This window comes from Erythrobacter longus (assembly GCF_000715015.1).
Lineage (GTDB): Bacteria > Pseudomonadota > Alphaproteobacteria > Sphingomonadales > Sphingomonadaceae > Erythrobacter > Erythrobacter longus.
Genome location: NZ_JMIW01000007.1, coordinates 100255 through 125881, shown reverse-complemented (window position 1 = coordinate 125881; position 25627 = coordinate 100255). Strand labels below are relative to the sequence as shown.

25 protein-coding genes are annotated in these 25627 nt (G+C 58.8%); 6 read left to right on the top strand and 19 right to left on the bottom strand.

All coding sequences use genetic code 11. From position 1 onward, the window contains the following. Positions 1 to 40: 40 nt before the first annotated feature. From EH31_RS14465 to EH31_RS14455, 3 genes are read right to left on the bottom strand one after another with little or no spacing between them, the layout of a single operon-like run. The gene (locus EH31_RS14465; RefSeq protein WP_241765945.1) at positions 41 to 1258 is read right to left on the bottom strand and encodes an acyl-CoA dehydrogenase family protein; all 1218 of its coding nucleotides are present in this window, start codon (positions 1256 to 1258) and stop codon (positions 41 to 43) included. After that, positions 1255 to 1464 carry a hypothetical protein gene (locus tag EH31_RS17750; protein ID WP_169738775.1) on the bottom strand — a complete coding sequence of 70 codons (210 nt, stop codon included), beginning with the start codon at positions 1462 to 1464 and terminating at the stop codon, positions 1255 to 1257. The genes EH31_RS14465 and EH31_RS17750 overlap by 4 nt, the downstream gene beginning before the upstream one ends. 39 nt (positions 1465 to 1503) lie before the next feature. Beyond that, the gene (locus EH31_RS14455) at positions 1504 to 1821 is read right to left on the bottom strand and encodes a hypothetical protein (RefSeq protein WP_034961598.1); all 318 of its coding nucleotides are present in this window, start codon (positions 1819 to 1821) and stop codon (positions 1504 to 1506) included. A gap of 152 nt (positions 1822 to 1973) precedes the next feature. Between EH31_RS14455 and EH31_RS14450 the strand changes: the two genes are divergently transcribed. Then, positions 1974 to 2978: a right-handed parallel beta-helix repeat-containing protein gene (locus EH31_RS14450; RefSeq protein WP_152553587.1), complete on the top strand. Its 1005-nt coding sequence runs from the start codon at positions 1974 to 1976 to the stop codon at positions 2976 to 2978. Between the two features lie 36 nt (positions 2979 to 3014). Further along, positions 3015 to 4259, top strand: a complete 1245-nt coding sequence (locus EH31_RS14445; protein WP_034961597.1) for a hypothetical protein — start codon at positions 3015 to 3017, stop codon at positions 4257 to 4259. A 7-nt stretch (positions 4260 to 4266) separates the two neighbouring features. Here EH31_RS14445 and EH31_RS17415 read toward each other — a convergent pair whose 3' ends face one another. The 8 genes from EH31_RS17415 to pabB form a co-directional block, all read right to left on the bottom strand. Next, positions 4267 to 4404, bottom strand: coding sequence for a hypothetical protein (locus tag EH31_RS17415; RefSeq protein ID WP_199797047.1), 138 nt, complete (start codon positions 4402 to 4404; stop codon positions 4267 to 4269). Then, complete coding sequence (gene ribA / locus EH31_RS14440; RefSeq protein ID WP_051699305.1) at positions 4401 to 5513, bottom strand: GTP cyclohydrolase II; 1113 nt, start codon at positions 5511 to 5513, stop codon at positions 4401 to 4403. Before ribA ends, EH31_RS17415 begins: the two co-directional genes overlap by 4 nt. A 5-nt stretch (positions 5514 to 5518) precedes the next feature. Continuing rightward, positions 5519 to 6322, bottom strand: a complete 804-nt coding sequence (locus EH31_RS14435) for an exodeoxyribonuclease III (protein ID WP_034961596.1) — start codon at positions 6320 to 6322, stop codon at positions 5519 to 5521. A gap of 271 nt (positions 6323 to 6593) precedes the next feature. Then, positions 6594 to 7274, bottom strand: a complete 681-nt coding sequence (locus EH31_RS14430; RefSeq protein WP_034961595.1) for a LolA family protein — start codon at positions 7272 to 7274, stop codon at positions 6594 to 6596. 108 nt (positions 7275 to 7382) lie between these two features. After that, positions 7383 to 7550, bottom strand: coding sequence for a 50S ribosomal protein L33 (gene rpmG / locus EH31_RS14425; RefSeq protein ID WP_034961594.1), 168 nt, complete (start codon positions 7548 to 7550; stop codon positions 7383 to 7385). A gap of 241 nt (positions 7551 to 7791) precedes the next feature. Further along, the gene (arfB, locus tag EH31_RS14420) at positions 7792 to 8208 is read right to left on the bottom strand and encodes an alternative ribosome rescue aminoacyl-tRNA hydrolase ArfB (RefSeq protein ID WP_034961592.1); all 417 of its coding nucleotides are present in this window, start codon (positions 8206 to 8208) and stop codon (positions 7792 to 7794) included. After that, positions 8201 to 8968 carry an RluA family pseudouridine synthase gene (locus EH31_RS14415; protein ID WP_051699304.1) on the bottom strand — a complete coding sequence of 256 codons (768 nt, stop codon included), beginning with the start codon at positions 8966 to 8968 and terminating at the stop codon, positions 8201 to 8203. The genes arfB and EH31_RS14415 overlap by 8 nt, the downstream gene beginning before the upstream one ends. Positions 8969 to 9014: 46 nt before the next feature. Beyond that, the gene (gene pabB, locus EH31_RS14410; RefSeq protein ID WP_034961591.1) at positions 9015 to 10862 is read right to left on the bottom strand and encodes an aminodeoxychorismate synthase component I; all 1848 of its coding nucleotides are present in this window, start codon (positions 10860 to 10862) and stop codon (positions 9015 to 9017) included. Between the two features lie 135 nt (positions 10863 to 10997). On the opposite strand from pabB, the gene EH31_RS14405 reads away from it, so the two are divergent. Both EH31_RS14405 and EH31_RS14400 read left to right on the top strand, forming a co-directional pair. Beyond that, positions 10998 to 12575 (top strand): helicase HerA-like domain-containing protein, encoded by a 1578-nt coding sequence (locus EH31_RS14405; RefSeq protein ID WP_034961864.1) that lies wholly within the window; start codon positions 10998 to 11000, stop codon positions 12573 to 12575. Beyond that, on the top strand, positions 12572 to 13789 hold the full coding sequence (locus EH31_RS14400; RefSeq protein ID WP_051699303.1) for a serine hydrolase domain-containing protein: 1218 nt from the start codon (positions 12572 to 12574) through the stop codon (positions 13787 to 13789). The genes EH31_RS14405 and EH31_RS14400 overlap by 4 nt, the downstream gene beginning before the upstream one ends. Here the strand turns inward: EH31_RS14400 and EH31_RS14395 are convergent. The 6 genes from EH31_RS14395 to EH31_RS14370 all read right to left on the bottom strand — a co-directional run bounded on the left by EH31_RS14395 (position 13772) and on the right by EH31_RS14370 (position 20526). Then, positions 13772 to 14866, bottom strand: a complete 1095-nt coding sequence (locus EH31_RS14395; RefSeq protein WP_034961590.1) for a glutathione S-transferase family protein — start codon at positions 14864 to 14866, stop codon at positions 13772 to 13774. The genes EH31_RS14400 and EH31_RS14395 overlap by 18 nt on opposite strands. Positions 14867 to 14917: 51 nt before the next feature. After that, on the bottom strand, positions 14918 to 16363 hold the full coding sequence (locus EH31_RS14390) for an ATP-binding protein (protein ID WP_034961589.1): 1446 nt from the start codon (positions 16361 to 16363) through the stop codon (positions 14918 to 14920). Then, positions 16363 to 17103 carry a response regulator gene (locus EH31_RS14385; protein WP_034961588.1) on the bottom strand — a complete coding sequence of 247 codons (741 nt, stop codon included), beginning with the start codon at positions 17101 to 17103 and terminating at the stop codon, positions 16363 to 16365. The genes EH31_RS14390 and EH31_RS14385 overlap by 1 nt, the downstream gene beginning before the upstream one ends. A 187-nt stretch (positions 17104 to 17290) precedes the next feature. Beyond that, the gene (locus EH31_RS14380; RefSeq protein ID WP_034961587.1) at positions 17291 to 17965 is read right to left on the bottom strand and encodes an EF-hand domain-containing protein; all 675 of its coding nucleotides are present in this window, start codon (positions 17963 to 17965) and stop codon (positions 17291 to 17293) included. A gap of 273 nt (positions 17966 to 18238) precedes the next feature. Beyond that, the gene (locus EH31_RS14375) at positions 18239 to 18625 is read right to left on the bottom strand and encodes a VOC family protein (RefSeq protein ID WP_034961585.1); all 387 of its coding nucleotides are present in this window, start codon (positions 18623 to 18625) and stop codon (positions 18239 to 18241) included. A gap of 86 nt (positions 18626 to 18711) precedes the next feature. Then, positions 18712 to 20526, bottom strand: coding sequence for an aminopeptidase P family protein (locus EH31_RS14370; RefSeq protein WP_034961583.1), 1815 nt, complete (start codon positions 20524 to 20526; stop codon positions 18712 to 18714). Positions 20527 to 20665: 139 nt separating this feature from the next. Between EH31_RS14370 and EH31_RS14365 the strand changes: the two genes are divergently transcribed. Continuing rightward, complete coding sequence (locus tag EH31_RS14365; protein ID WP_034961582.1) at positions 20666 to 22858, top strand: S9 family peptidase; 2193 nt, start codon at positions 20666 to 20668, stop codon at positions 22856 to 22858. A gap of 141 nt (positions 22859 to 22999) precedes the next feature. Further along, complete coding sequence (locus tag EH31_RS14360) at positions 23000 to 23392, top strand: acyl-CoA thioesterase (RefSeq protein ID WP_034961581.1); 393 nt, start codon at positions 23000 to 23002, stop codon at positions 23390 to 23392. Here EH31_RS14360 and EH31_RS14355 read toward each other — a convergent pair. Then, entirely contained in the window at positions 23389 to 24207 is an 819-nt protein-coding gene (locus EH31_RS14355; RefSeq protein ID WP_034961579.1) for a nucleotidyltransferase family protein, read from the bottom strand. The two genes, EH31_RS14360 and EH31_RS14355, sit on opposite strands and share 4 nt — an antisense overlap. 14 nt (positions 24208 to 24221) lie before the next feature. Then, a complete protein-coding gene (locus EH31_RS14350) occupies positions 24222 to 25622 on the bottom strand; it encodes an MmgE/PrpD family protein (RefSeq protein ID WP_051699301.1) in 1401 nt (466 codons plus the stop codon). Positions 25623 to 25627: the final 5 nt, after the last annotated feature.

Below are 25627 nucleotides of genomic sequence, written 5' to 3'. Positions count from 1 at the left end.
GTGTCCCCGGTTGGGCCCAATGGTATTGGGACCCAAGAAATCAGCCGTTCAGAGCTTCCCATTCGCGCAGCATATGCTTGGCGATTTGAAGCTGGAGGATTTGCGTTGTGCCTTCGTAAATGCGGTAAATGCGCGCATCGCGGTAAAAGCGCTCGGCGTCGTATTCGGCCAGATAGCCCGCGCCGCCATAGACCTGCACCACACGGTCCACCACGCGGCCACACATTTCACTTGAGAACACCTTAAAGGCGGCGGCTTTGATAAGGATATTCTCACCCCGATCAGCGCGGCTTGTCACGTCGCGCATCATCGCTTCGGCGGCGTAGATCTCGATCTCGCTATCGGCGAGCATTTGCTGGATCAGCTGGAAGTTTGCAATCGGTTCGCCAAAGGCCTTGCGCTCATTGGCGTATCGGATCGCTGAATCAAGCGCCCGGCGCGCATAGCCTGCTGCTGTTGCGCCCACAGAAATCCGCCCGTTATCAAGGCTCTGCATCGCAAAGCGGAAACCCTTGCCGGTTTCGCCGCCTAAAAGCGCCTCTCCCGGAACCTCCACATCGTCGAGCATAATGTCTGAGATGTGGCTGCCCGATTGGCCCATTTTCTTGTCCGGTGATCCGGTGGACACGCCAGCCGCATTCATCGGCACCAGAAACGCGCTGACGTGTGCGTTCTTGGGAAGGTTCTCCTTCTCCGTACGCGCCATGATAAGCGCAACATCGGCATGGGGGGCATTCGTGATATAGCGTTTGGTGCCGTTCAAAACCCAGCCATTGCCATCTGCGCTTGGGCGCGCGGTGGTTTGCAGGCCAGCGCTGTCCGATCCCGATCCCGGCTCAGTCAGACCGAAGCAGGCGATCTTGCCTTCAGCAAGCTTTGGAAACCATTCTGCGCGCTGATCCTCGGTTGCACCGTTTTTAAGAGCGCTTGCGAACATCCCTACATTGATCGAGAAAATTGAACGATAGGCGGGTGCTGCATAAGCCATGATGTTCACGGTGCGCGCATATTGGCTCATATTGAGGCCCGCGCCGCCGTATTCTTCGGGCACGGTCAGGCCAAACAGGCCCATCTCGCGCATCTCTTGTATGATGTCAGCGGGGACCGCGTCGTTCTCAATCACTTGAGGTTCTGCCGGGATCAACCGCTCACGAACGTAGCGCTCCAATTGCTCGGCGAATTGTTCGAAAGTCTCTTCATCCATGCCCGGATTGAAGGTGGCTCCTGACTGCAATTGGCCAGTTTGAGGTGCGTTCATTCGTCCTCTTCCTCTTCAGCTTCCTGTGAGCCCTGCTCAGATGCGGCTGCAGTCTCTGGTGCAGTGCCTGCGAGCACGCCTTCGGGAAGACGGCGTTCGTCCAGCATTTCAGCCGCCTCATCGAGCGCCTGTGCCTCGTCCACGCTGACCGAGCCCGGACCATCCGCCCCGCCCGCATCACAGGCGCAGAGGAGGGCTCCGGACATCAAAGCAGCGCCTAATGCGGGCCACCTTGCGGTCATGGCCTAATTGATCTCTTCTGAGATTTCCGCAGCAGCAGCGGCGGCAGAAGCAGCTTCTGCAGCAGCAGCAGCTTCGGCTGCGACATTCGCCGCCGCTTCAGCAGCTTCTTCAGTTGTCTCAAGGCTTGGCGCCGTGTCAGCTGGATCGACTTCTTCAAGGACGGCGGGATCTTCCGCTGGCTCTTCGGCCACTGGCTCAAGCGCCTCGTCAGCGGGCATTTCAACCGTGTCTGGCATCGCTTCGGTTGATGCATCGTCAGTGCTGCCACATGCGGCAAGACCAAGGCTGCCAAGAGCGGCGATTACTGCGAGTTTCTTCATGTGGGTATCCTCCTACCAAACGTCATAATGTGTTCGGGCAACGGTGTAGCGGGCGAGGCGGCGTTAAGCCAAGCCCCAATTGATGGACCGAAACGGTACACTGGCCAAACAACGGCTCCCGCTGTTGCGGTTTGCCCGATATATCGCTAGGCATGAGAAGCTATCTGAAACCCTCCGCCCCTCCCATGCCGCAGCGCATTGCCAATGCGTTTGACCACGGGTTTTTCCTCGCTGTTCTTTTGTTGGCACTCCTCCTGTTCGCAGGAACTGCCGCAAATGCGCAAAGTGCTCAGCCGTTTTTGATCAAGGAAAACGGACGCAGTTTTCCGACGCTTCAGGCAGCAGTCGATGCGATTGGCGACCGGCGCGGAACGATTGAAATCGCACCTGGCACCTATCGCCAATGCGCTGTCCAAACCGCTGGCGTTGTTATCTACGCAGCGCGCGAAGCGGGAACAGTGATTTTTGACCGGCGCGCGTGCGAAGGCAAAGCGGCTTTGGTGCTGCGCGGCCTTGGCGCTGAAGTGCGCGGGCTTACCTTCACCAATATGGCAGTGGGCGATGGCAATGGCGCTGGCATCCGGCTTGAAAAGGGCGCTCTCAACGTTGCCTATTCGCGCTTTATGAACAGTCAGCAGGGCATTCTCACCGCCGACAATCCCACAGGGCGCATCTATATCCTGCGCTCTACCTTCAGCGGGCTTGGCACTTGCGAGCATTCAGCAGGCTGCGCGCATTCGATCTACATTGGCAATTATGGCGAGCTGACGGTGCGCGAAAGCCGTTTTGAAAAGGGCCGGGGTGGCCACTATGTCAAGGCGCGCACGGCCAATGTGATCCTCGAAGACAACAGCTTTGACGATGCACAAGGCACCGGCACCAATTACATGATCGACCTTCCCGCAGGCAGCAAAGGCACGATCGCCAACAACTGGTTCGTCCAAGGCCGCGATAAAGAGAATTATTCTGCGTTTATCGCTCTGGGAGCAGAAACCCTGCTGCACGATCCTGATGGTTTGGTGGTGAAAGACAACACCGCACGCTTTGTGCCGGGCCTCAACCGGGCAAGCGTATTTCTCGCCGATTGGACCAACTCCCGCGTCGTGATGAGCGGCAACAAGCTGGCGCGCGGTTTGACGAAATACGAGCTTCGGTAACTTGCGCGAATTTCTCACGGCGCTAACCTTGCGTGCATGAAATCAGCTTGGGCCACTGTTTTTTCGATCTTCGCGCTTTGTGCTGTCGTAGTCGCTTTTGTCAAACCTGAACCGTTGTGCGCTGATAGTTGGCCTGCCCCTTTTCAAGAAACTTACCTTTCCGAATGCGGCCAGTTTCGTCTGATTGTTGACCCCGCGCCCGATACAGAGGTCGATGCGTATTATGACAGTCAACACACCGGTTTTGCTTCGGAGCAGCCACACGCAAATGCAAAGCTAGAGGCACGCATCCAAAGCGGTGGTTGGGAGACCACTTGGCAGGGCCCTCTCGAAAATGTGATCGCTCCAACCCATGCGATGGTCAAGGATGATGGCCGCTATGTGGTTACTTTCGACAATTGGTATTCAACCGGTCATGGCAAGAATGTTCTGGTGATTTACCGCGAGGATGGCTCACTTGTGCGGTCAATGGAGCTCACCGACATCGTACCGCAGTATTATAAGGATACCCTTCCCCATTCTGTGAGTTCAGTCAATTGGCTCACAGATGCACTGTTTGTAGAAAACGAGGATGCGATCATTCTTGAGATAGATGGTCCCGGTTCCTCTTTCGCAGCGAGTGACGAAGACACCGTATTCCTCAAGATTGAACTGGATAGCGGTGAGATTGTCGCACGCCGCGAACCTGGTTGGTCAAACGCGCTTAGCGAGGCGGGAAGCCTCGCACTCGAACAAGTAAACGACAACATTGAATATCAGTTTATGTTGCGCAACCCAATCACCGCGCCCGAAAGTTGCGAGGTTTGGCGTTGGCGAAATTATCTTCGCGAAGCGTCAGAAAGGGAAAGGGGAGACGGCGCAAAGAATGTTTCTCCAACCGTCCTTTTGCCGTTCGGGGCGGAAGATCACAAACGCACTTTCGCGAATTTCAAGACCTTCACAACTGATCGTCGTTTGTCGAATAACCATCGGGCAGTTGCAGCGCCATGTGCACCTGACGTGCTTATCGCGATGGCGCGTGAAATCGCCGAGAAAGCCGAAGGCGAAGAGGTATCTGAGCCATATTCCAGTGTGACCCTATACATTTCGACACAAAAGGGCGTCTATGAGGAGGTCGCAAATCTCTTGTCAGCCACAGGTATGATGTTGGTCTGGTTGGACCCCAATCGACCCATTCCTCAAATCCCCGCAAGAATGCCCGATAATCTGACCCGCATCACGGAGCTAAGGGAATACAAAATGGAGCTGGAGGCAGAGATACGCGCTCAGAAATCAAGGTAGACCGAGCTTAACCACCAAACCCGTGAGCAAACGCCACCTTGCCGCTGGGCATTTCCTTAAACGCCGCCTCGGTGAGCGCGTGGATTGTCTCTTCATCGCCCGGTGCCTCTGGCCGAATTGTGACAGGAATTTCGGGACCCCTCATCTCAGCAAGTGTCCTGATTTGTCGCGCTTGGTAGCGAGATAACGCGCGTTGTGCGGATTGTCGGGCAGCTGGTGGTGCACCCGCTCGCTGACCGTGATCCCGGTCGCCTCAAGGCTTTTCACTTTGGCCGGGTTGTTGGTGAGAAGGCGGATGCTCCGCGCCCCGATCAGTTCCAGCATTCGTGCCGCCACGGGAAAATCGCGGGCCTCATCGGGAAGGCCGAGGCGCTCATTGGCCTCAACCGTGTCGAACCCCTGATCCTGAAGACGGTAGGCGCGAAGTTTGTTGATAAGGCCAATTCCGCGCCCTTCCTGACGCATATAGAGCAAGATGCCCCAGCCGCCGTCTTCGCGCGCATGGGTCGCCATAGCTTCAAGGCTTGCATCCAATTGCGGGCCGCAGTCGCATTTAAGGCTGCCCAAAACATCGCCGGTCAGGCATTCGGAGTGAAGGCGCACAAGAGGTTCACGGTCGCCCGATTGCTCGCCGATGATGAGCGCTACATGCTCGCGCGTGTCAGCGGTGGACCGAAAGGCGATGATCTCGCCCGTCTCGCTGGCCGACACCGGAAGGCGCGCGCGGGTGATGATATCGAGCCGCCCTGCATCGGTGTATGCGGCAAGGTCACTGGCAATAAGCGGATGAGGCTCGCCCCCTTCGACAGGGTCGACCATAAAGGCGGGTAAAACGCCAGCGATGCGCGCATATTCCATCGCCGCAACCGCTTCATCGGCCCAATCGATAGGCTCGGCTTTGAACGGGCCTTTGAACGGATTGTTGAGGTCAAGCGAAGGGTCGGCAATCGGGCGCGCCACATCCAGCGACATGGCCTCGCCCGAGCGGATAAGGATAGGGGTGTGTGGCAGATCGCTTTGGCCTTTACCGGGTGCCGCCTCTCGTTGATTGGTCAGCTTCAATGTCGCTGCGCGTGCTGCTGAAATCAGCAGGTGGCTCGACCTTGCCCCGCTCGCAATTGCCGTTTCAATCGGCAAAAGCACCGGCCCGCCCGCAAAATCCAGCGCCCAGCCATGCCTCAGCGCGTCAACCGCCTGCGCCGCGCGGCGCTCTGGCGAAGGGCTTTTCAGATCGGGGGCAGGCTTGTCGCGCATCGAATTTAGATATCGAACTCGGTCACAAGCGGAATGTGGTCTGACGGCTTCTCCCAATCGCGCGCGTCTTCCAACAGGCTGTGCCCGGTTGCTCTGGCGGCAAATTCGGGAGAGGCCCACATATGGTCAAGACGCCGGCCACGGTCATTCACGCGCCAGTCCTTGGAGCGATAGGACCACCAGCTAAAATATCGTTCCGGATCGCGGATGTGTTCACGGCCAATATCGACCCAGCCGTGTGCCTTTTGAAAGCGCTCCAGTGTTTCCACCTCGACCGGCGTGTGGCTGACAACTTTCAAAAGCTGTTTGTGGTTCCACACATCGCTTTCAAGCGGCGCAATGTTGAAATCGCCTACGATCAAGGTGGGCACGTCAAGCGACTTGGCCCAATCTGTCATGCGCTCCAGAAAATCGAGTTTCTGGCCGAATTTGGGGTTTTTTTCGCGGTCAGGCTCGTCGCCGCCTGCGGGGACATAGACATTGTCGATGCGAACGTTTTTGCCGCCAACTTCGCGGTCCACAACCTCCACGCCCACATGACGCGCCTCGCCATTGGCCTGCCAATCGTGACGGGTCACCTCGCGGATCGGAACGCGCGAAACCGTTGCGACCCCGTGATACCCCTTTTGCCCGCAGATCGCCTGATGTTCATAGCCCAGCGCTGCAAGCGCATCGGCCGGAAACTGATGTTCCTGACATTTGATCTCTTGCAAGCACAGCACATCAGGCCCTTGCATTTCGAGATATTTCTCAATGATGGGAAGGCGCAAACGCGCAGAGTTTATGTTCCAAGTGGCAACGCTAAGCATGCAGGGTCAATTAGGCGTAAGTGCCGCGCCCCACAAGCTTTGGCCTAGGCGCCAGACAACAAAAAACCCCAGCACCGGGGGGCGTTGGCGCTGGGGTTCCTTGTTAGCGTTCGTCACGCTTGGTCAAGACGGACTTTCACGAGAAAAGGGCAACAGGGGGGAAACCCTTTCTCATCCGTCTTACCTACGGTTTTACCGGGAGTTGGCTTTCACGTAAATGAACGTGGTCCTAGGTTTGTCGCAGAATTACAACTTTTCGAGGGCGAGGCGTTCATCCCGGTCGACGAGAAGAGCGACGCGGATCGCGGAAGGTGAATGTCGAATCAGGAACGGCAACGCCATAGCGGTGATTCCTGAGGCGAACGGTCGTCCGATGATTTTGCGCATCCAGGGCTACCCAGTGTGTGAGCTCCAATCCGCCGGGCGCGCCGGGCTTGCGCACAAAAATCAGGTTGATTCGGCCAAACTCAGGCTTGTTCGGGTCACGCACATCAATGCTAAGAACATCGCTGCTTCCGGTTGGCACAAGCGTACCGAACTGTTTTACGTCGCGATTAGGATCAAGCAGCGCGCCCAAAGGTGAACTCTTGATGGGCCAGCGTTCAACCTGATTGACCTCATAGTCGATCATGTAGAGCGATTTGCCGTTGGAAACCACGAGGAGATCTGCGTCCTTGCCGTAATCGAAGCGGATTTTGCCCGGACGCTTTAACGTCATCGTGCCTGCCACAGTGTTGCCGGCGCGGTCGATCTGGTTGAAGTTGGCCTTCATCGTCGAAATCGCGCGCAATGCGGTTATAGCGCGGTCAAGGTCGGCGCTGCTGGACTGGGCCTGCGCCGGAGGCGCCAAAGAAGGGGTGGTGTTTGAATTGCCCAGCGATAGGCCAAGCGCAAGAGTGCCAGCGGCAGCAAACGCAATGCCGAGCGGGCGGAGGAGTTTCATCGTTTTCATAAGATGACAGTTACGCTGATTGCGTTGAACTGTCGATGAACTTCGCGACGAACGTGGCGATGAATTTGCAGACACTGCAAGGCTTTCCATCCCGCAGTCAGCCAGACCTTACTTGATCTTGGCTTCCTTGAATTCAACGTGCTTACGAACCACGGGGTCATACTTGCGGAAGGTCATCTTCTCGGTGATGTTGCGCGGGTTCTTTTTGGTCACATAGAAAAAGCCGGTGTCAGCAGTCGACACGAGACGGATTTTCACGGTTGCTGGCTTCGCCATTGCAAATTCCTACAAATACAGGTGAGGCCAAATGGCCGTAAAAACAAAGAGCGGCGCTTGCTTGTATCCAAGCACGCCGCCTTACAGACGCGCGCCTCTGAGCGATTCACGGGGAAAAGTCAAGCAGAGTCGCGGTCTCAGGATGACAGTATCAGGATCACAGTCTCGGGGCCACGTCTCGGGGCCACAGTCTCGGGGCCACAGTCTCGGGGCCACAGTCTCGGGGCCATGGTCTTAAGGCTCACCAATCAGAACCGTTCACTTTACCGCGCCTGGATTTTACATCGCTGCGCACTTTCTTGGCCTTGAGGCGCTGTGTCTTGCCCACGCGGTTCACGCGGGATTTGGCGCGTTTCTTGGGAGCGCGATGCGCAGCCTCAAGCATTTCGGCCAAACGTGCGCGGGCAAGCGTGCGATTCGCTTCCTGTGTACGGTGTTGGCGCGCGGTGATGAGAAGGTCGCCCGATGTGGTCAACTTGGATCCTGCAAGCGTGCGCAGCCTTGCAAAAACGGGCGGGGGCAATCGCAGCGCGTAAATATTGACGCGCAATTGAACCTCGGTTGCAACCTTATTGGCGTTCTGACCGCCCGGGCCAGAGCCTGCGAGGAAACTCTCCTCGGCAAGGGCATGGGCGCGGTTGAGAAGCGCCTTATCCATCGTCCTGCTCTGGAGCGGCGGGCTGGGGTGAAACCGGTTCAGGCGCAACTGTTGGTGAAGCCTCGGGTAAAGCTGGCGGCGTAGGGGCCGTTAGCCCGGCGCGCAGGAAATCCTCGGGGAAAGGCGCGTGCGCTGTAATCGCGGGCTTGCCTTCACGCTCCACCGCAATCGTCTCTGCGTGAAGCATGGTGCGCGGTGCGCCCTTGTTCTGGCCGCGCACTGGCCCATAGACCGGATCACCCAAAAGCGGCGCACCTAACCCTTGCAATGCATGCACTCTGAGCTGGTGTGTGCGCCCTGTCTCGGGCCGGAAACGGATGAGCGAGCGCACGCGGTCGCCCTCTCCGATGGTTTCAATCAGCTCCCAATGCGAAACAGCAGGCTTGCCCTTTTTCGCAGCAATCATGCGCCAGCCTTTCTCAGCAGAGCTGATTTTGGAAAGCGACAGCTCAATCGTGCCGGATTGCTCGGCGGGCAGAAAGTCGATCACCGCGAGATAGGTCTTGGCCACAAGGCGATCTTCAAAAGCTTTGTTAAACCGTTTCAACGCCTTGGGATTGCGCGCCAGCAACAAACAGCCTGATGTGTCCGTATCAAGCCGGTGGACGGGGACCGGGCGGCGCTGAAACCCAAGCTTCAGATCGTCGAGATGGTCGTTAAGGCACGGCCCGCCGCGCTTTGGGCGATCCACCGGGAGCCCGGCTGGCTTGTTGATGACGAGCGCTTCGCCGTCTTCAAAGAGAATGGGGATGGAGGTCATAATAGCCCCCTATCGCCTCGCCCCCCGCTTGTCGAAGGGTGTTTCGCTAGACCAGCCTGGCCGAGAACAGTCCGCGCACCGCATTTCCAAGCTGAAAACCGCCCGCAAGATCATCCAGCGTCAATTCTGCCTCGCGCGCGCGGCCTTTCTCGATCAGATATTCGCGCAAGATGCCCGGTAACAGTCCATGCGACGTCGGTGGGGTGAGCAAGATTCCACCGCGCTCAACAAAAATGTTGGTGAAGCACCCTTCGGTTACAAAGCCGTCCTCGCGCACCAGAACCGCTTCGCTGCCGCCAAGCGCTTTGGCTGCGTTTAATGCGTCCTCGTAAAAACCGCGGTCGCTGGTCTTGTGGGCGAGGCGCCAATCGCTGGGGTCCAGCGGGTTTGGCAAGGCGACCACCGGGACAGGCCCGGCAAAGGCTTTCGGCAGGGGTGCGGTTTCAATGACGCTCGCCCCGCTTTTTGAGGTGAGCAGACGCACCTTGGAAGGCTCAGCCAGCTCAAACACCAGCGCTTGAATTTGATTGCGCAAAGCATGGCGATCAAACTCAAACCCGAAGGCCTTGGCGCTGCGTTTCATGCGCGCGAGGTGCAATTCGAGAAGCGCAATCCCTGTTTCAGGGTCGAACGCCATCGTTTCAATAAGGTCTGCGCCGCCAGCAGTGCTCCCCTGCGAATTCTGGCGCGCAAAGCCCGCTTTCACCTCGCACTCGCGGCGCTCGACCAAGGGCTCGCTATCGGCGACAATCGCAGAGCCCACGCCCAGAATGGCGCTGCCCTGCCCGTTTTCAATCGGGGTCAGCCGCAAGGTGCGGATTGCCACATTGAAGGCTGCCGACCCGTCAGCGCCAATCCGCCCAATCGCGCCGCAATATGCCCCTCGCGCATCGCGCTCTGTTTCTTGGATAAGCTCCATCGCCCGGATTTTGGGCGCGCCGGTGATCGAGCCGCAAGGGAACATCGCGCGCACCAGATCGCTGGCGCCCATGCCTTCTGCAAGCTTGGCGCGCACGCTGGATACCATTTGGTGGACGGTTGGATAGCTCTCAATCGCAAAGGGAGCATCGACCCGAACGCTTCCCGGCACCGCAACGCGCGAGAGGTCGTTGCGGATGAGGTCCACGATCATCAAATTCTCGGCCTTGTCCTTGACCGATCCTGCCAGTTCCTGCGCCAAGGCGGCGTCTGCCGCCGCATCACTCCCACGCGGGCGTGTGCCCTTCATCGGTTTTGCCTTTGCGCGGCCTTCAGGGTCGAGTGCCACGAACAGTTCTGGCGAAAAGCTCAAAAGCCAATGTGAGCCATCGAAAACAATGCCGCCGTATCCCGCATTCGCGCTCCCCCGAAGCTGCGCATAAAGCGCCAAGGGATCGCCGCGATAAGAGCCAGCCAGAGGATAGGTCAGATTGGCCTGATAAATATCTCCATCACGAATGGCCTCGCGAAGGGTCTCAAATGCGGCCTCATATCCCGCGGGTGACAATTGCGGTTCCATCGGACCAAGCCGCGCCTCACCATCTGCCCGTGCCGCAAGCCATGCGGGCACGTCTTTGGCTGCAATCCGCGTCGGCGCATCGAACAGTCCCAGCCACACAAGCGGACCCATCGCACCGCTTCGCGCAGCGGCAAGGGGAACAAGCTTATCTTCAAGAACGAGCCCCGCTTCATAAGCGATCATACCGGCAAGCTCTGCGTCATCGGGTTTGGCCTTTTGGCGCGCTGCCTCGGCCGCTTCGAGCGCCGGGATCACATCTTGGGGCCGGTGGGCTACAAACACCTCACGCGGCGCCGAATAATACAGCGCATCAGCCGCAGCGCCCACCCCACCATTAACCGGTGCGCGGGCGTCGTCGAGCAGTACGAAACACTCTGGACTATCAAGCTGACCCATCGCCTTCGAGCTTTAGGCCCCTCACACTTCCAAGTCGATAGGGACCTTTGGGTAAATCGAGCCTCGCGGTTGACCAAATCTTCGCTGAGCGGCACATCTTGGCCAAACGAATTCTGGGTAAAGGTAACACACGCGATGAGCGAGATATTTCTGGGTCTTGGTGGCAATGGCGAAAATCAGAGCCTCGCCCTGTCGCGGGCCAACCGCCATGGCTTGGTCGCAGGGGCAACCGGCACGGGTAAGACGGTCACACTCCAAGGTCTGGCTGAGAGCTTTTCCGCTGATGGCGTGCCTGTCTTCGTTGCCGATGTAAAAGGCGATTTGTCCGGCATTGCGATGCCCGGTTCGCCAAAGTTCAAACATGCCGAAAAGCTTGAGAGCCGCGCAAAAGAGCTTGGGATGGAGGATTACGCCTATTCCGATAATCCCGTGATCTTTTGGGATTTGTACGGCGAACAAGGCCACCCCATCCGCACCACCGTGACCGAGATGGGCCCGCTCCTTTTGGCGCGTCTGCTTGATCTGAACGACACGCAGGAAGGCGTCCTTCAGATCGTTTTCCGCTATGCCGATGACAATGGGCTCTTGCTGCTCGACTTTGGCGACCTGCAATCGCTTCTCCAATGGGCGAATGAGAATGCTCAGGAGTTGTCGGGCGCAGGATATGGCAACGTCTCGCGGCAATCGGTGGGCGCGATCCAGCGGCAATTGCTCTCGTTTGAATCGCAAGGCGCCGCCCACTTTTTTGGTGAACCCGCGCTTGAAATCGACGATTTTCTTCAAAAAGACGAAGAAGGACGTGGCTATGTGAATGTGCTGGCCGCTGACCAGTTGATGCGTTCGCCAAAGCTTTATGCGACCTTCCTTTTGTGGCTTTTGGCAGAGCTGTTTGAGACCCTTCCCGAAGTGGGCGATCCTGAAAAACCAACGCTCGTCTTCTTCTTTGATGAAGCGCACCTTTTGTTCGATGACGCGCCCAAAGCGCTTCAGGATAAAATCGAACAGGTGGTCCGCTTGATCCGGTCAAAAGGCGTCGGCGTTTACTTTGTCACCCAGAACCCGATCGACATTCCGGAAGAAGTCGCAGGGCAATTGGGCAACCGTGTGCAACACGCCCTTCGCGCCTTCACCAAGCGCGACCAACGCGCGATCAAGGCGGCTGCGGAAACCTTCCGGATCAACCCTGATCTCGATGTCGAAGCGGCCATTACCGAGCTCAAAGTGGGTGAGGCGCTTGTCTCCACCCTCGACGAAGAGGGCGCGCCCACGATTGTGCAACGCACGCTCATCAAGCCGCCTCGCTCGCGCCTTGGCCCGGTGAGCGCCAAAGAGCGCGCCATCATCCAGTCGGTGAGCCCGTTCGATGGGAAATATGACCAGGTGGTCGACCGTCAGAGCGCCGAAGAAGTGCTCGCGCAAAAAGCAGCGGACGCGGTAGAGACCGCTCAGGAAGTCGAAGAGAAAGGCGAAGAAGAGGTCGCCAAACGCTCACGCAAGTCCACATCGATCTGGGAGAAGGCGATGTCGCGCGGGGCCAAGGTTGCAGCGGGCGGCGTTGCTGGCGTGGCAGCCGCGGCTGTCCTCGGAAAGAAGTCGCGCGCCAATCCGGTCGCATCGGGGCTGACCTCGGCGGCGGGTTCGATCGCAACCGATTTGGCCGGCCCTATCGCCGGGCGATTTGTGCGCAATCTGATCGGCGGATTGATGCGGTGAAGCTGGCGTTGGCCAGCCTTGCAGCGCTCGCTCTTGGAGCGTGCACTCCTCCAGCGTTCCCTGAAGGTGCAAGCGGTGTATCGCCGCAGCCTGCAACGCCTGCCACGCCTGCCACGGTGGTGGTCGCCTTTGACCGTGAGAGCATAACGCCGCTTATCGTTGAGGGGCTTGCCGACCGTTCCACCGGGCGCGAAGTCAAAGCCAATGACCCGGTGCGCATCGCCAGCATTTCCAAACTGCTGATGGCGCTTGCAGCCCTGCGCTTGGCCGAACAGGGTGTGGTCGATCTGGACGCGGATGTGTCGGCGTATCTGGGCTACAAGGTCCGCAGCCCCGGCTTTCCCGATACCCCTGTAACGCTGCGGCAATTGATGGATCATCGCTCTGGCCTGCGCGACGCGAGCGGTTATGTAATCCCCTTGGGGGATAGCCTTGAGGAAAAGCTTCAGGACCCGGCAAGCTGGTACGCCGATGCGCCGCCGGGTAGAGCGCCGTTTGAATATGCCAATATCGGTTCACCCGTGGTGGCCAGCGTTTTGGAGGCGGCAAGCGGCGAGCGCTATTATGCACTCTTGAACCGGTTGGTGTTTGATCCGCTTGGGATAGAGGGCTGCGCCAACTGGATCGGCTGTTCACCCGAAATGGCGGCGCGCGCTGTGACGCTCTACCGTGACACAGGCGAAATTGCCCGCGATGATGTGCACGATCTTCCGCCTGGCTGCACAATCCCTGTGGCGGACGGGGTTGAATGCTCGCTTGAGGATTATGTGCCCGGCAGCAACGCCTCTGTGTTCAGCCCGCAAGGCGGCGTGCGCATCGGCATGGTGGACCTGGCCCGCGTCGGGCAAGCGCTCGTGCAAGAGGGCGAAACGCTGATCTCTGAACGTTCGATTCAGGCGATGCTTGCCGCCGCTGATCCGGTGATTGAAGGCCAAGAGTTCTTCTGCGGCTATGGCCTGCATATGCAAGCGCTAGAGACGCCGGAGCGCGAGTGTATGGACGCGCTCTTCAAAGATGGTGTCACCCGTTATGGCCATGCGGGCGAAGCATACGGCCTGCGATCTGGCCTATGGTTCGATCCTGTAAGCGGGACCGGCATCGCCTATTTCATCACCGCCGTTCCGCCCCGCCAAAGCGCTGAGGATGAGGGCGGGTTTGATGAAAGAGAGCTGGCCTTGATCGCGCGGTCGCAAAGATTACTCGCTGAGCGGTGAATGGGTCAGCCGAAAGTCTTCAAATGTGAGGCGGCACGGCATCTCAAACTCAAGGAGCGCCTGCCCCCCGCATTCGCGCAGCATCGCCCCTACACTTTCGCGCGCTTCGCCAGTCAATGACGCAAGATAATCGAGAGAACGTTGCAGCATCCACAGGCCGAATGGCAGGGCAGCGCGCTGCCCCGTTATCCCTTCAATGGTGAAGTCCACCATGCCAACCGCGCGCGGGACTCCGGCGCCCGGATTTGCCTTGGCCCAGTGCCCAAGCAAATGTGCGACTGATTGAAGATAGGGGATGTGTTCGCGCATCATCCGTTCCAGCACAGGGATAAGCGTTTGGGGGATTGCATCGCCGGGCAGGAACTCGCCTGAATGGGGAACAGGCGCAATCATCCGTTCAACCCAGCGCGCGACGTTGGGGGCAAGCCGCTTCATCATTTCGCCGCTCTTGGGATCGCGATAATTGTGGGCGTAGAGCGGACCAATGAGGCCATAATCACCAATACTTGGCCGCGATCCCAGCACAAAATCATGGGTGCCAAAATGGGCGTCGAGGTCGCTTAAAAGCGCCTCATACGATGCCTCAATTGCAGGGACGGTGCCTGCGTTAATGCCCAGCATCGGCACAAAGCCCTTGAACATTGCACCGCGCTTTTTGCCCGCTTCATATTGCTCACTCGCTGTTGCGCCGGGAAGCGCGGTCTTGCCAAATTCGGAGTAAATCCACTCCTCATTATAGTGCCAGCGATAATGCATGGCAGGGATCACAAGCCATTCATCGCCAAAGCATTCGAGCAGCAGGGCCGCGAGGCGTTGTCGCGGAGTTTCAGGATAGACGCGGGGGCCATCAGCCTTAGCCTCAAAATGGTCGATGATGATTGTTGTGTCTTGTAACAAGGTCCCATCGGCGAGCTGCACCACGGGGATCACAGGCCTTCCGACTTGGGGGACCACTTGCGAGGTAAACACCGGATCGCTGGGGAGCTTTTCTGTGTACTCAACGCCTTTCCAATCAAGATAGGCCCGCGCCTTTCCTGAAAAGAGCGAAGGGGGTGCACCAAACAACGTGACGCTCATCAAATGATCTCCCTTGGAATGGCCCTTGCGGCTCGGGGCGCTTGCTTTGGCTCAAAGGGGTAAGCGGATTTCTGCCCTTAAGCCACCTTCTTCACGGTTTGCGAGCACCAAGTCGCCCCCATGGGCCACAGCAATCGCGCGCGCCAATGTAAGGCCAAGCCCTGCGCCGCCGGTTGCTCGGTTGCGCGATGCCTCGCCTCTTGTGAAGGGCTCCATCATATCGGCAATGGCATCGTCAGGAATGCCCGGGCCGTTGTCCTCAAATCGCAAAATCGCATACGCCTCACCGCGGACCACGCAAACCTCTGCCTCCCCGCCGTAGCGCACAGCGTTGGATACAAGATTGCGAAGCGCGCGCTTGATCCAGGTGACTTGGACCTCAGCAACAAGGCGCTGCGGATTGATCATTGTGACAGGCTCGCCAAGATCCTCAAACTCCTCGACCACGCCCAGCGCCAATGCCCCAAGCTCTGTCGCCTCGGTTTGCAAAGATCCTTTGCGCCCCATCCGGGCAAGCATCAAAATATCGTCGAGCGTTGCGGTGATGTCTTCAATCGAGGCTGCCATCTTGGCGCGTTCATCATCGTCTGAAACGCCTTCAATCCGGACACGCAAAGCGGCAAGCGGTGTTTTAAGATCATGCCCAATGGCGCCGAGCATCACGTCCTTTTCATCAAGCAAAGCGGCGACGCGTGCTTCCATCGTATTGTGCGCGGCAATCAGGTGGCGGATGTCAGAAGGGCCGGTTTCCTCAAGCTCGACCACTGTGTCAGGGTCGCGTGAAAAGTCGGCAACGCGCTTCGTCAATGCGGCCAGAGGACGGGTGATTCGGCGCAGCACAAAGAACAATGCGGCGATCAGAAATCCGAAGGTCAAAAGCGTCTGCAAAAGCACCGCGCCAAGCGAGCCTGTGGGCCTTCCCGGTGCAAGCAGGCGCGTTGTTTCCCAAACGCCATCTGCTGTGCGCTGGATCGATGAAACGACCAAAGTGCGGTCGCGCCAATTGGGGTTGGCAGCCAGACGCGGGCGCCTGTCGGCCAGACGCCTGAGGCCGGGCGCATCGCCTGCGCGAAGGACACTGACCATGACGGCGTGGGGTCGCACCCCTTCTGCCTCAAGCACTTCTCGAAGCCGTTGTGCGAGGTCGTCGCGCTGCGTTCCTGCCTGAAGGACGGCTGGCGGATTGTCCGACACGCTGTAGCGCAATTGTGGCGGCAATCGGCCGCCGCGCTCACCATCTCGAAAAGCCCTCCTTGGCCCGCGCTCCCCGCTTTCGCGCCCGTTTTGTGTTTCGGGGCCAAGGCGCGCCGCTCTGATCTCAGCGCGCTCGGCCCCGTTGATCAGGCGAAACGCCGATGTTGTGACCGCCGCGCTTTCCCGGCGCTCCTCGCCTGCGCGAAACAGCAAGGTCACTGATATCGCTTGCGATATCAAAAGGGCGAGCGCGACGCTCACCATGACCTGTCCAAACAGGCTGGAGGGAAGGAGACGCTTCATCAGGCAGCAGGGCCTGGTGCCGCTCGTTTCACGTCTGCGGCAAAGCGATATCCGCCTCCGCGCACGGTCAGGATCAATTGCGGATTGCTGGTATCGGCCTCGATCTTACGGCGCAGGCGGCTCACCTGATTGTCGACGGCCCGATCGAACAATTGCGCGGTGCGCCCTTGCACAAGATCAAGCAGCAGGTCGCGGTCCATCACCTGACGCGGGCTATCAAGAAAGGCGCGAAGGAGGCGAAATTCTGCCGTAGAAATGGGGACGGTGACGCCGTGGGCATCGGTAAGCTTGCGCTTTAACGGGTCCAGCACCCAGCCTTCGAATTGGTAGTGCCAATCCTCCATAGCCTCTGGCGAGGCAGGCGTGCGATCGACTCGGCGAAGAACAGTGCGAATGCGCGCAACCAGCTCGCGCGGCTCAAAGGGTTTGACCACATAATCATCTGCGCCCAGTTCCAGTCCAAGGATCCGGTCCATCGCTTCGCCTTTGGCGGTGAGGAAAATGACCGGCAGGCCGCGTGTCTCAACCAGATGGCGGCATAAGGAAAGACCGTCTTCACCCGGCATCATAACATCGAGAAGGACGATATCGGGCTGCCAAGTGGTCAATTCCGAGCGTGCGGCCGCTGCGCTTATCGCCTGCGTCACCGAAAACCCTTGCCCTCCAAGGTAATCGGCCAAGGGCTCACGCAAAGTCGCCTCATCATCGACCAGCAGGATTTTGGGAGCATCGTCAGTCATCGCCGTCAGTCATCGTGGTCACTCATATTGCGCATTCTGTCATGAAAGGTGTCGGCCCGGCGCGCAAGTCCACCGCGGTAAGGGGATGCGGTGGGCGTGCACGGCCGGGCCGAATGATTGGCAAATGCAAAACGGACCGGGGAGGGGGTAAGCAAGTTTTGCAAATGCCAAACAGGGTCATGCGTTATTAGCGCGAGCGACGATTTTGCCGTTTCTCGCGGGCTGCTGCATGTTCTTCAGCGGTGATCGTGCCAGAGCCATCTGTGTCGAGGCGGTTGAAGCGTGCCTCAACGCTCGCATCAAATTCGGCTTGGCTCACGACCTTGTCGCCATTGGTGTCGGCACGCGCCAGCATCCGCATCGCGCGATCGCCTCTACCACCGCGACCACCTCTGGCATCTGGACCACCGCGCCCACGGCGCATTTCACCCCGTTCGCCACCCCGTTCAGCGCGGCGTTCTGCGCGAGCCTCGCGGCCAGCCATCATTTCAGCCTCTGAAAGTCCTCCGCTGCCATCGGTGTCGAGCCGCTCAAACATGCGGGCTTGACGCTCAGCTGCACGGGTTTGGCGCGCGGCGGTCATTTCGGCAGGGGTCACCTCGCCGTCACCATTTGCATCGGCCTCGGTAAACCGGGCTTTGGCGCGTGCTGCGCGGTCATCTTGACTAAGTTCGCCGTCGCCATTGGCGTCCATGCGGGCAAAGCGCGTCGCTGCGTGGGCTTTGGCTTCGGCAAGGGTGATCTCGCCATCGCCGTTGGCATCTGCGCGGGCCATACCGCGTTCTTGCTGCTGTGCGTATGCGAGGCCTGCACCGCCCACAAGAAGGACGGCGGCTGTGAGAGAGAGGGTTACTTTGCGCATGGGGCGTTCCTTTCAGGGCTTATTATATGTCTTATTTGCATGAAGCTGCAGCATGGACGAAACGCTGGCCTTCTACCCATCTCTCACCCCCACGCGTCATTTGGCGCGGGTCATCGGGGGGTTTGAAGGGTTGAGGGCCAGCTCTGGTTCCTCACCGCAACTCACAATGCCCTTTCTAGAACCTCATTGTCGCACGATTATGCCGGATACGCGCTATTGTGTCGCGCTTTGTATCAGGCAGACCGCCTCATTCATCGGAAGGCAAGAGAGCGCCTATTCAGCAGGCGGCGCCATGCAAAAGACGTTGAGTTTATTGCCGTCCATATCGCGGAAGTATCCAGCATAAAAACCATCGTCACCGCGCGGGCCCGGCTCGCCTTCATCGCTCGCCCCATTGGCGATGGCGACATCATAGACGGCCTTCACCTTTTCAGGGCTGTCGACCATCAAAGCGACCATGGTGCCATTGCCAACGCTTGCCGCTTCGCCATCGAAAGGCTTGGTTGCAGCAAGACCGGCGGTGCCGTCTTCGAAATTGCCCCAGGCGATAAATTCGCCCTCTTCCATCATCCGGCCATATCCCATGGCGCCTGCAACCTTGTCATAGAAGGCCGCCGCGCGAGGCAGGTCATTGGTGCCCAGTGTTACGTAGCCGATCATGTAAGTTCTCCCTTAACCGTGAGCCGCGAGCTGCGACTCGGAACATGGAGAACATTATAGGAACATGTGCGGCGGCGCAAACCGCTTCAAAGCGGCTGCGTCTCGCGTTCGACCCATGCAAGATCATCGCCTTCAAGCTGCGGAGCAAGCAGAGCGCGCACCTTCGCGTGATAATCGTCAAGCCATGCAATCTCGGACGCGGTCAGCAGGCTTTTTTCGATCAAACGGCGATCAATCGGCACCCATGTCAGGCAATCAAAACCGAGATATCGGCCTTCCGCGCCTTCGATTTCCTTCTCAACCGTCAAAACAAGGTTCTCGATCCGGATGCCGAATGCGTCTGGCTTATAATAGCCCGGTTCATTGGAAAGGATCATGCCAGCGTGCAGTTCAGCGTTTGTGCCTGCCTGCCCGCCGGTGGGTTTGGCGATGCGTTGTGGCCCTTCGTGGACGGCAAGGAAGCTGCCCACGCCGTGGCCGGTGCCATGCGCGTAATCGACGCCCGCTTCCCAAAGGTATTGCCGCGCGAGCACATCGATCTGGCCGCCGCAGGTTCCTTGTGGGAAGATCGCGCTATCAATCTGGATATGGCCCTTAAGGACGCGGGTGAAGCGGTCGCGCATTTCGGCTGTGGGCTCGCTGCCTTCGGGGGTATCGATCCACACGGTGCGGGTGATGTCGGTCGTGCCAGCAGGGTACTGCCCGCCTGAATCGACCAGATAGATCGAGCCGGGGGGGATGAGGATATTGCTGTCCTCATCGACTTTATAGTGCGGCAAAGCGGCATGCCCTGCAGCTGCTGAAATCGTGTCGAAGGATGTATCGCGAAGATCGCCGTGCTCGCGCCGGAACCCTTCCAGCTTGGCCGCAGCGGTAAGCTCGTCGATCTCACCAGCAGGGGCTGTCACTTCGAGCCAGCGCAGGAAGCGGCTGACCGCTGCGCCATCGCGGGCTTGTGCGTCCTTGTGCCCTTGCACTTCGGCTGGGTTCTTGACCGCTTTGGCAAGGATTGTCGGGTCATCGCGGAAAGAGAATTTCGCACCGCCTGCACGAAGCGCTTGGGCGATGCCAACCACACCGTAGTTGGGGTCAATGCTGACCTTCTTGCCCGAATATTCGCCCAAAGCGCCGGTAAAGGCACTGCGGTCGCGGATAGTCACCGCATTGCCCAGATGCTGGGTGAGTTCAGGCGTGACCTTTTCAGGCGCGATGAAGAGCTCTGCCGTCCCGTCAGATTTCACGATGACATAGGACAGGGCAACGGGCGTGTGATCAACGTCCTTGCCCCGGATATTGAGGAGCCACGCAATCGAATCGAGCGCGGGCACTACAACCGCATCAAGGCCTTTGTCAGTCAGCCAATCGGCTATCTGGGCCCGCTTGTCGGCGGATGACCTGCCAGCGAGGCTCTCTTCATGGACGAATGCTTGCGCCTCGGACGGCGCGGGCTGATCCGACCAGACCGCGTCCAAAGGATTGCTGTGCGCTGGCACCATGGTGATGCCAGCTGGTTCAACCTGCTTCTCCAGCGCCTCTACCCAGCCCCATGTATGAAGCCATGGATCGTAAGCGATCTTCGCGCCGTCTTCGCTCACTTCCCTGAGCCATGCGCCGAGGCTGTCGCCCGGAATGCTGCGATATTCGAAGAGGTTGCCATCCACCTGATCGCACACTTGCACGGTGTATCGACCATCCACAAAAATCGCCGCATGGGTGAGCGTTACGCAGGCAAACCCCGCAGATCCGCCAAAACCTGTGAGCCAATGGAGACGCTGGGCATAATCACCCACATATTCGCTCATATGTTCATCGGAAATGGGTACGACAAAACCATCGAGCCCGCGGCGTTTGAGTTCCTCGCGCAGGGCCTGCAATCTTGCTTCGTGGGTTTGCATCAGCATTCTATCGGTTCCATTCTCTCGGTTCCATTTGTGCACGCAGGGACTTGTCCCGCCATGGACTCGCATTACAAGTCTCACACATAGGCCTAAGCCGTCGCTCTTTCCAGCGCGGCCTTAGATGCTCCAAGGAGAAACTCGGATGTCGCAATCGCGATTGGTAAGTCTTACATGCGCTGCTGCCTTTATGGCGCTCACCCCGAGCGCCGCGTCCGCCAACACACAAAAGGAACACGCAAACGTGTCAGCCGTCACCCCGCCCATCGCTGAAAAGCGCGAGCATACCTACACTCACCACGGGATCACGATCAGCGACCCCTACGACTGGCTCTATGACAAGTCGTACCCGGTGATCGATGATGAGGATGTGCTCGATTACGTAAAAGCGGAAAACGCCTATTTCGAGGCGAATATGGCGGGGCAGGAGGCGCTGACGACAAGCCTGTTCACAGAGATGCGCGCACGGATCAAGGAGGACGATTCCAGTGTGCCCCAGCGATCAGGCAAATTCATGTATTGGTCCGAATTTGAAGAGGGCGCGCAATATCGCAAGCATTACCGCAGGCCCGTTGGCGCGCCTGAGAGTGCGCAAGCCCAGCTCATCCTTGACGAGAACGAGCTGGCTGAGGGCCTTGAATATTTCCGCCTTGGCGCTCTCACCGTAAGCAAGAACGGGCGTTTTCTTGCCTATTCGACCGACACGGATGGGTCAGAGCGTTACACCGGCCGGATCAAGGATTTGGAGACAGGCGAGCTTCTGGCTGACGAAATGCCGGAACTTCGCGGCGGGCTTACGTGGGTCGCGAATGACACAGCGCTTGTCTACACCCCCTCTACCGAAGAATGGCGCAGCCTTGAGATCAAGCTGCATACAATTGGCGAGCCCAATGACAGCGATGTAACGCTTTATCTGGAGGAGGATCAGAGCTTCAGCGTTGGCGCGGGGCTGAATGCGCAGGAAGATTATCTCATCATCGCGACCGGCGACAATGAGACAAGCGAAGTTCGGTTTGTTTCTGCTGACAATCCGACCGGAGAGCTGACTTTGGTGAAAGCTCGCCAAAAGGGTGTCGAATACAATGTCGATATTCGCGAAAGTGAGCTGTGGGTCTGGACCAATGACGACCACATCAATTTCCGCCTCGCCAAAGCCGATTTGCAGACACCCGGCGAATGGCAAACCGTCATTGCGGGCTCCAACGATTTCTACCTCACCGATTTTGATCTGTTTGAGACATTCTTCGTCACCGAAGGACGCTTGAATGGTCTCGATGCAGTGCAAATCCGTCGTTATGATGCGCCGCTGGAAATCGAGCCGGTTGTCTTCCCTGAGGCGAGCTATGACGCAGGGCTGACCTATAACCCTGAGTATGACCAAACGGTGCTGCGCCTGTCGTACGAGAGCATGGTCACGCCCGATACGGTGTATGACTACGACGTGGCGGCAAGGACGCTCACGACCCTTAAAACGCAGGAAATCCCGAGCGGTTATGATGCGTCGCTCTACACCACCGAGCGTGTCGAGATCGAAGCGCGCGACGGCACCATGGTTCCGGTCAGCATTGTGATGCGCAAGGACCGCGCGGAAATCTTGGCGAAAGCAGGCATCGAAGGCCCCGGCCCGCTGCATCTCTATGCCTATGGGGCTTATGGCTATGCCGTGCCTCCCGGCTTTTCCACCACGCGCCTCAGCCTCGTGGATCGCGGCTTTGCCTATGCGATTGCGCATATTCGCGGCGGGGATGACCTTGGGCGGCGCTGGTATCTGCAAGGCAAGATGTTCGAGCGCACCAACACCTTCAACGATTTCGTTGATGCAGGGCGCGGCCTTATCGCGAAAGGCTACACCGCAGAAGGCATGGTGACCGCGAGCGGCGGCTCAGCAGGCGGCGAATTGATGGGCGCGATCATCAACCAAGACCCGTCGCAATATGGCGCAATCGTTGCCCACGTCCCCTTTGTCGATGTGCTGGGCACGATGCTCAATAAAGACCTCCCGCTGACGCCGGGCGAATGGCAGGAATGGGGCAATCCGATCGAGAGCAAAGAGAGCTTTGCCTACATCCTCTCCTATTCGCCCTATGATCAGGTGAAAGCGCAGGACTATCCACCGATGCTGGTCACAGCCGGATTGAACGACCCGCGCGTTACCTATTGGGAGCCCGCCAAATGGGTCGCCAAGCTGCGCGATACCAAGACGGACGACAATTTGCTGCTCATGAAAACCAATATGGGCGCAGGGCACGGCGGTCAGTCGGGCCGTTGGAATAGCTTGAAGGAAACGGCGGAAGAGTTCGCCTTTATCCTGTGGCAAATGGGGATGGCCGGTGAATAACATCCATCCCCTCCCGCCTGCGGGAGGGGCAGCGAGACTTGCAAGCTTGCTTGCTAGTCGCAGCGGGGTGGGCTGTTTCCAGCATCACCTCGCGTGCCTTGCCCACCCCTCAATCCCCTCCCGCAGGCGGGAGGGGAGGCTTTGACCAGATTCACCCAAACCTTCACAGCCGAGCCTCATCACATTGATGAGCTTGGCCATGTAAACAATTCGGTCTGGGTTACGTGGGTGCAGGAAATGGCGACCGCGCATTGGGCTGCGGTGGCTGATCCTGTGCACCAAGAGCAGTTCTTCTGGGTCGTGATCCGGCACGAGATCGACTATCGCGGCAATATTGCGGCGGGCGAGACCGCCACCGGCACGACCTATATCCCCGGCGATGCCAAGGGGGCAAAATCCATTCGCATGGTCGAGTTTACCGATGCTGATGGAAAGCCGCTTGTGACGGCTCAGACCACATGGGCAATGCTCGACCGGGAAAGCGGCCGCCTTGCGCGGGTCCGGCCCGAAGTCCTCGCGCCTTTCCGCGTTTAGGCGTCGACCCCGCGGCGTTTCTTCAAAATGCCTTCGGTACGGGTGAAATCGCCCGGATTATCGACATCAATCGGCGCATCGGCAAAGGGCATGCGGATCACCTTCACCTTGACGCCCCAGCGCTTGGCGAGGTGGGCAGCCATGCCGTCAATCGTTGCGAGGCTGAATTTGTACATCAGCATAAAGCGAAGCCCGAAAGCTTTGAGGATGCGCCGGGGCTGCTTGCCGAACTGGCCGCCTGTTTCAAAAACCTTCGCAGCAGCGACCGCATCGGCGGATGTGGCGGCGTAAAGATTGCAGCTCGACCACCCGCCGTCTTTAAGCTCGTGAAAGGCGCGTTTGCCGTCGGGATAGGCTTCAAGAATGGTCGAAGCGGGCGTCATCGCCACTGCAACCTCTGCCCCGCTTGCCAGCACTTCAGCACAGAAATGGTCGAACATTTCCGAGGTGTGGAGCGCATTGTCGCCGGTCGATACCACCAGCGGATAGGCGTTCGGAATGGTCGCAGCCGCCTGCTCGATACTGGTGAAAAGGTTTGCGCCAGCAGCCACGAATTTGAGCCGCCCTGCTTCCATCATCTCATTAAGATAAGGGACGCCTCGCATCAATTCTTCGCTCTCGATCGAGACGTAGATATCGCCTGCGTGCGTGCTCTCGGCAATTTCGCGCACCACCCGCTGGAGCATGACTTCGCCGTCAATCTCGACAAGGCATTTGTGGCTTACATTCTGAAGTTTGGCGACCGCGTCCTGCGGCCCTGCGCGGCTTGCGGCGAGGACGAGGGCGGTGACTTTTGTTTCGGGCGTGGCGGCCATGGTGAACCTATCTGTCAGGATTGAAGCGCTGCGGTCAATTGGCGGGCTGGCTTTGCCGGGTCAAGGTCTGCGAGTTCCTTGAGCAGCGCATCGGCGGTAAATCCTGTGGCCGCTGCAAGGCAGGTTTCGAGCTTTTGCCACAATTGCGCATCCGACATGGGGTGCGCTTTGCTGCCAACAGGCATGGCTAGCGCGGTTTGCACGGTGCGCCCGTCTTTGAGCGTGATATGCACTTGCGTAGGAAATTCGCTTTCGAGCTTCTCGACATATTCCTTGGTAATCAGCGGCATCAGCGCGCGAACTTCGGGTCGCTGAATTGCGCCGGGTTCGTAATCGCCAAGACCCACCTCGCCAGCCTGCAGCGCGGCAGCAAGGCTGTATTCAAGGCTGAATTTCGCCTCTGCGGGCGTTTGCGGGTTTTCGTGCATCAGATTGCGCAAGTGGGCAGCGGGCGCGCGGACAAGAACGGTTTGGACCGCATCGGCGGTGATGGAGTGTTGCTCCATAAGGGCAAGCAAGCCATCAAGCGCGCGGTGCAGGCTCCCGCAATTGGGGAAACGTTTGATTTTGAGGCCATGCTCGGTCACGTGGAGCGGCTCTCCTACATTGGCGGTGTTGAAGCGCATGGTCTGCCCGTGCTCGGCCTTGCCCTCCATCGCCGCTGCCAGCTCTTCAACATCTTGCCCGACCATCAGCGTGCGAAGCCCCGTGGGACCATCGAGCGTGTCAGTGCCAGCGGTAATCCCGGCTCTCGCCATCAGGGCGGCTTGCACGCCGCCGCTTGCTGCAAAGCCTGCGTGGATGGGCTTTGTGTCGGAGCCAAACTGGCTCATAAATCCGCCTGCAAGGCTCGTTGAAAGCGAGATTGCGTGAGCGGCTTCTTCAGCATCAAGGCGAAGGAGCCTTGCACACCCCGCCGCCGCGCCGATCGCGCCCAGTGTCCCCGTCGCATGCCAGCCTCGGCTCCGGTGAAACGGGTTCACGCCTTGGCCAACAACGCCCATGATCTGCAATCCCACGATATAGCCATCGAGCACATCGCCAATGCTTGCATCCTCTGCATCGGCAAGGGCGAGCAGGGCCGGGATAAGCACCGCAGACGCGTGCGCTTTTGCCGGGTCGAAATTGTCATCGAAATCGAGCGCGTGGGCGCAAGTGCCATTGAACAGAGCCGCGCCGGGGGCAGACAGGCTGTCGCTGCGCGCCACAGCACGCGCATCGCCGCTGCCCCAGCCTTGCACCACCGGCCACAGCTTGGAAGGCGCGCTGTCATCTGCGCCCGGCACCATGCAGGCGACCGTGTCAATCAGCGACCGGCGCGCAATGTGCAAAGCCTCTTCGGGCCAATCACGCGGGGCTTGACCAACCCATTTTGCGTATGCTTCAAGTGGCAATGACGTGGCGGAATTGGACATATCGA

What these genes read in the sequence shown, in the direction of transcription:
- EH31_RS14405 (WP_034961864.1), top strand. Translation starts at nt 10,998, where the DNA reads ATGAGCGAGATATTTCTGGGTCTTGGTGGCAATGGCGAAAATCAGAGC.
- EH31_RS14435 (WP_034961596.1), bottom strand. Translation starts at nt 6,322, where the DNA reads ATGCTTAGCGTTGCCACTTGGAACATAAACTCTGCGCGTTTGCGCCTT.
- EH31_RS14390 (WP_034961589.1), bottom strand. Translation starts at nt 16,363, where the DNA reads ATGAAGCGTCTCCTTCCCTCCAGCCTGTTTGGACAGGTCATGGTGAGC.
- EH31_RS14375 (WP_034961585.1), bottom strand. Translation starts at nt 18,625, where the DNA reads ATGATCGGCTACGTAACACTGGGCACCAATGACCTGCCTCGCGCGGCG.
- EH31_RS14370 (WP_034961583.1), bottom strand. Translation starts at nt 20,526, where the DNA reads ATGCTGATGCAAACCCACGAAGCAAGATTGCAGGCCCTGCGCGAGGAA.
- EH31_RS17415 (WP_199797047.1), bottom strand. Translation starts at nt 4,404, where the DNA reads ATGAGGGGTCCCGAAATTCCTGTCACAATTCGGCCAGAGGCACCGGGC.
- EH31_RS14445 (WP_034961597.1), top strand. Translation starts at nt 3,015, where the DNA reads ATGAAATCAGCTTGGGCCACTGTTTTTTCGATCTTCGCGCTTTGTGCT.
- ribA (WP_051699305.1), bottom strand. Translation starts at nt 5,513, where the DNA reads ATGCGCGACAAGCCTGCCCCCGATCTGAAAAGCCCTTCGCCAGAGCGC.
- EH31_RS14465 (WP_241765945.1), bottom strand. Translation starts at nt 1,258, where the DNA reads ATGAACGCACCTCAAACTGGCCAATTGCAGTCAGGAGCCACCTTCAAT.
- EH31_RS14450 (WP_152553587.1), top strand. Translation starts at nt 1,974, where the DNA reads ATGAGAAGCTATCTGAAACCCTCCGCCCCTCCCATGCCGCAGCGCATT.
- EH31_RS14395 (WP_034961590.1), bottom strand. Translation starts at nt 14,866, where the DNA reads ATGAGCGTCACGTTGTTTGGTGCACCCCCTTCGCTCTTTTCAGGAAAG.
- EH31_RS14355 (WP_034961579.1), bottom strand. Translation starts at nt 24,207, where the DNA reads ATGGCCGCCACGCCCGAAACAAAAGTCACCGCCCTCGTCCTCGCCGCA.
- arfB (WP_034961592.1), bottom strand. Translation starts at nt 8,208, where the DNA reads ATGGATAAGGCGCTTCTCAACCGCGCCCATGCCCTTGCCGAGGAGAGT.
- EH31_RS14455 (WP_034961598.1), bottom strand. Translation starts at nt 1,821, where the DNA reads ATGAAGAAACTCGCAGTAATCGCCGCTCTTGGCAGCCTTGGTCTTGCC.
- EH31_RS14365 (WP_034961582.1), top strand. Translation starts at nt 20,666, where the DNA reads ATGTCGCAATCGCGATTGGTAAGTCTTACATGCGCTGCTGCCTTTATG.
- pabB (WP_034961591.1), bottom strand. Translation starts at nt 10,862, where the DNA reads ATGGGTCAGCTTGATAGTCCAGAGTGTTTCGTACTGCTCGACGACGCC.
- EH31_RS14415 (WP_051699304.1), bottom strand. Translation starts at nt 8,968, where the DNA reads ATGACCTCCATCCCCATTCTCTTTGAAGACGGCGAAGCGCTCGTCATC.
- EH31_RS14385 (WP_034961588.1), bottom strand. Translation starts at nt 17,103, where the DNA reads ATGACTGACGATGCTCCCAAAATCCTGCTGGTCGATGATGAGGCGACT.
- EH31_RS14430 (WP_034961595.1), bottom strand. Translation starts at nt 7,274, where the DNA reads ATGAAAACGATGAAACTCCTCCGCCCGCTCGGCATTGCGTTTGCTGCC.
- EH31_RS14350 (WP_051699301.1), bottom strand. Translation starts at nt 25,622, where the DNA reads ATGTCCAATTCCGCCACGTCATTGCCACTTGAAGCATACGCAAAATGG.
- EH31_RS14380 (WP_034961587.1), bottom strand. Translation starts at nt 17,965, where the DNA reads ATGCGCAAAGTAACCCTCTCTCTCACAGCCGCCGTCCTTCTTGTGGGC.
- EH31_RS17750 (WP_169738775.1), bottom strand. Translation starts at nt 1,464, where the DNA reads ATGTCCGGAGCCCTCCTCTGCGCCTGTGATGCGGGCGGGGCGGATGGT.
- rpmG (WP_034961594.1), bottom strand. Translation starts at nt 7,550, where the DNA reads ATGGCGAAGCCAGCAACCGTGAAAATCCGTCTCGTGTCGACTGCTGAC.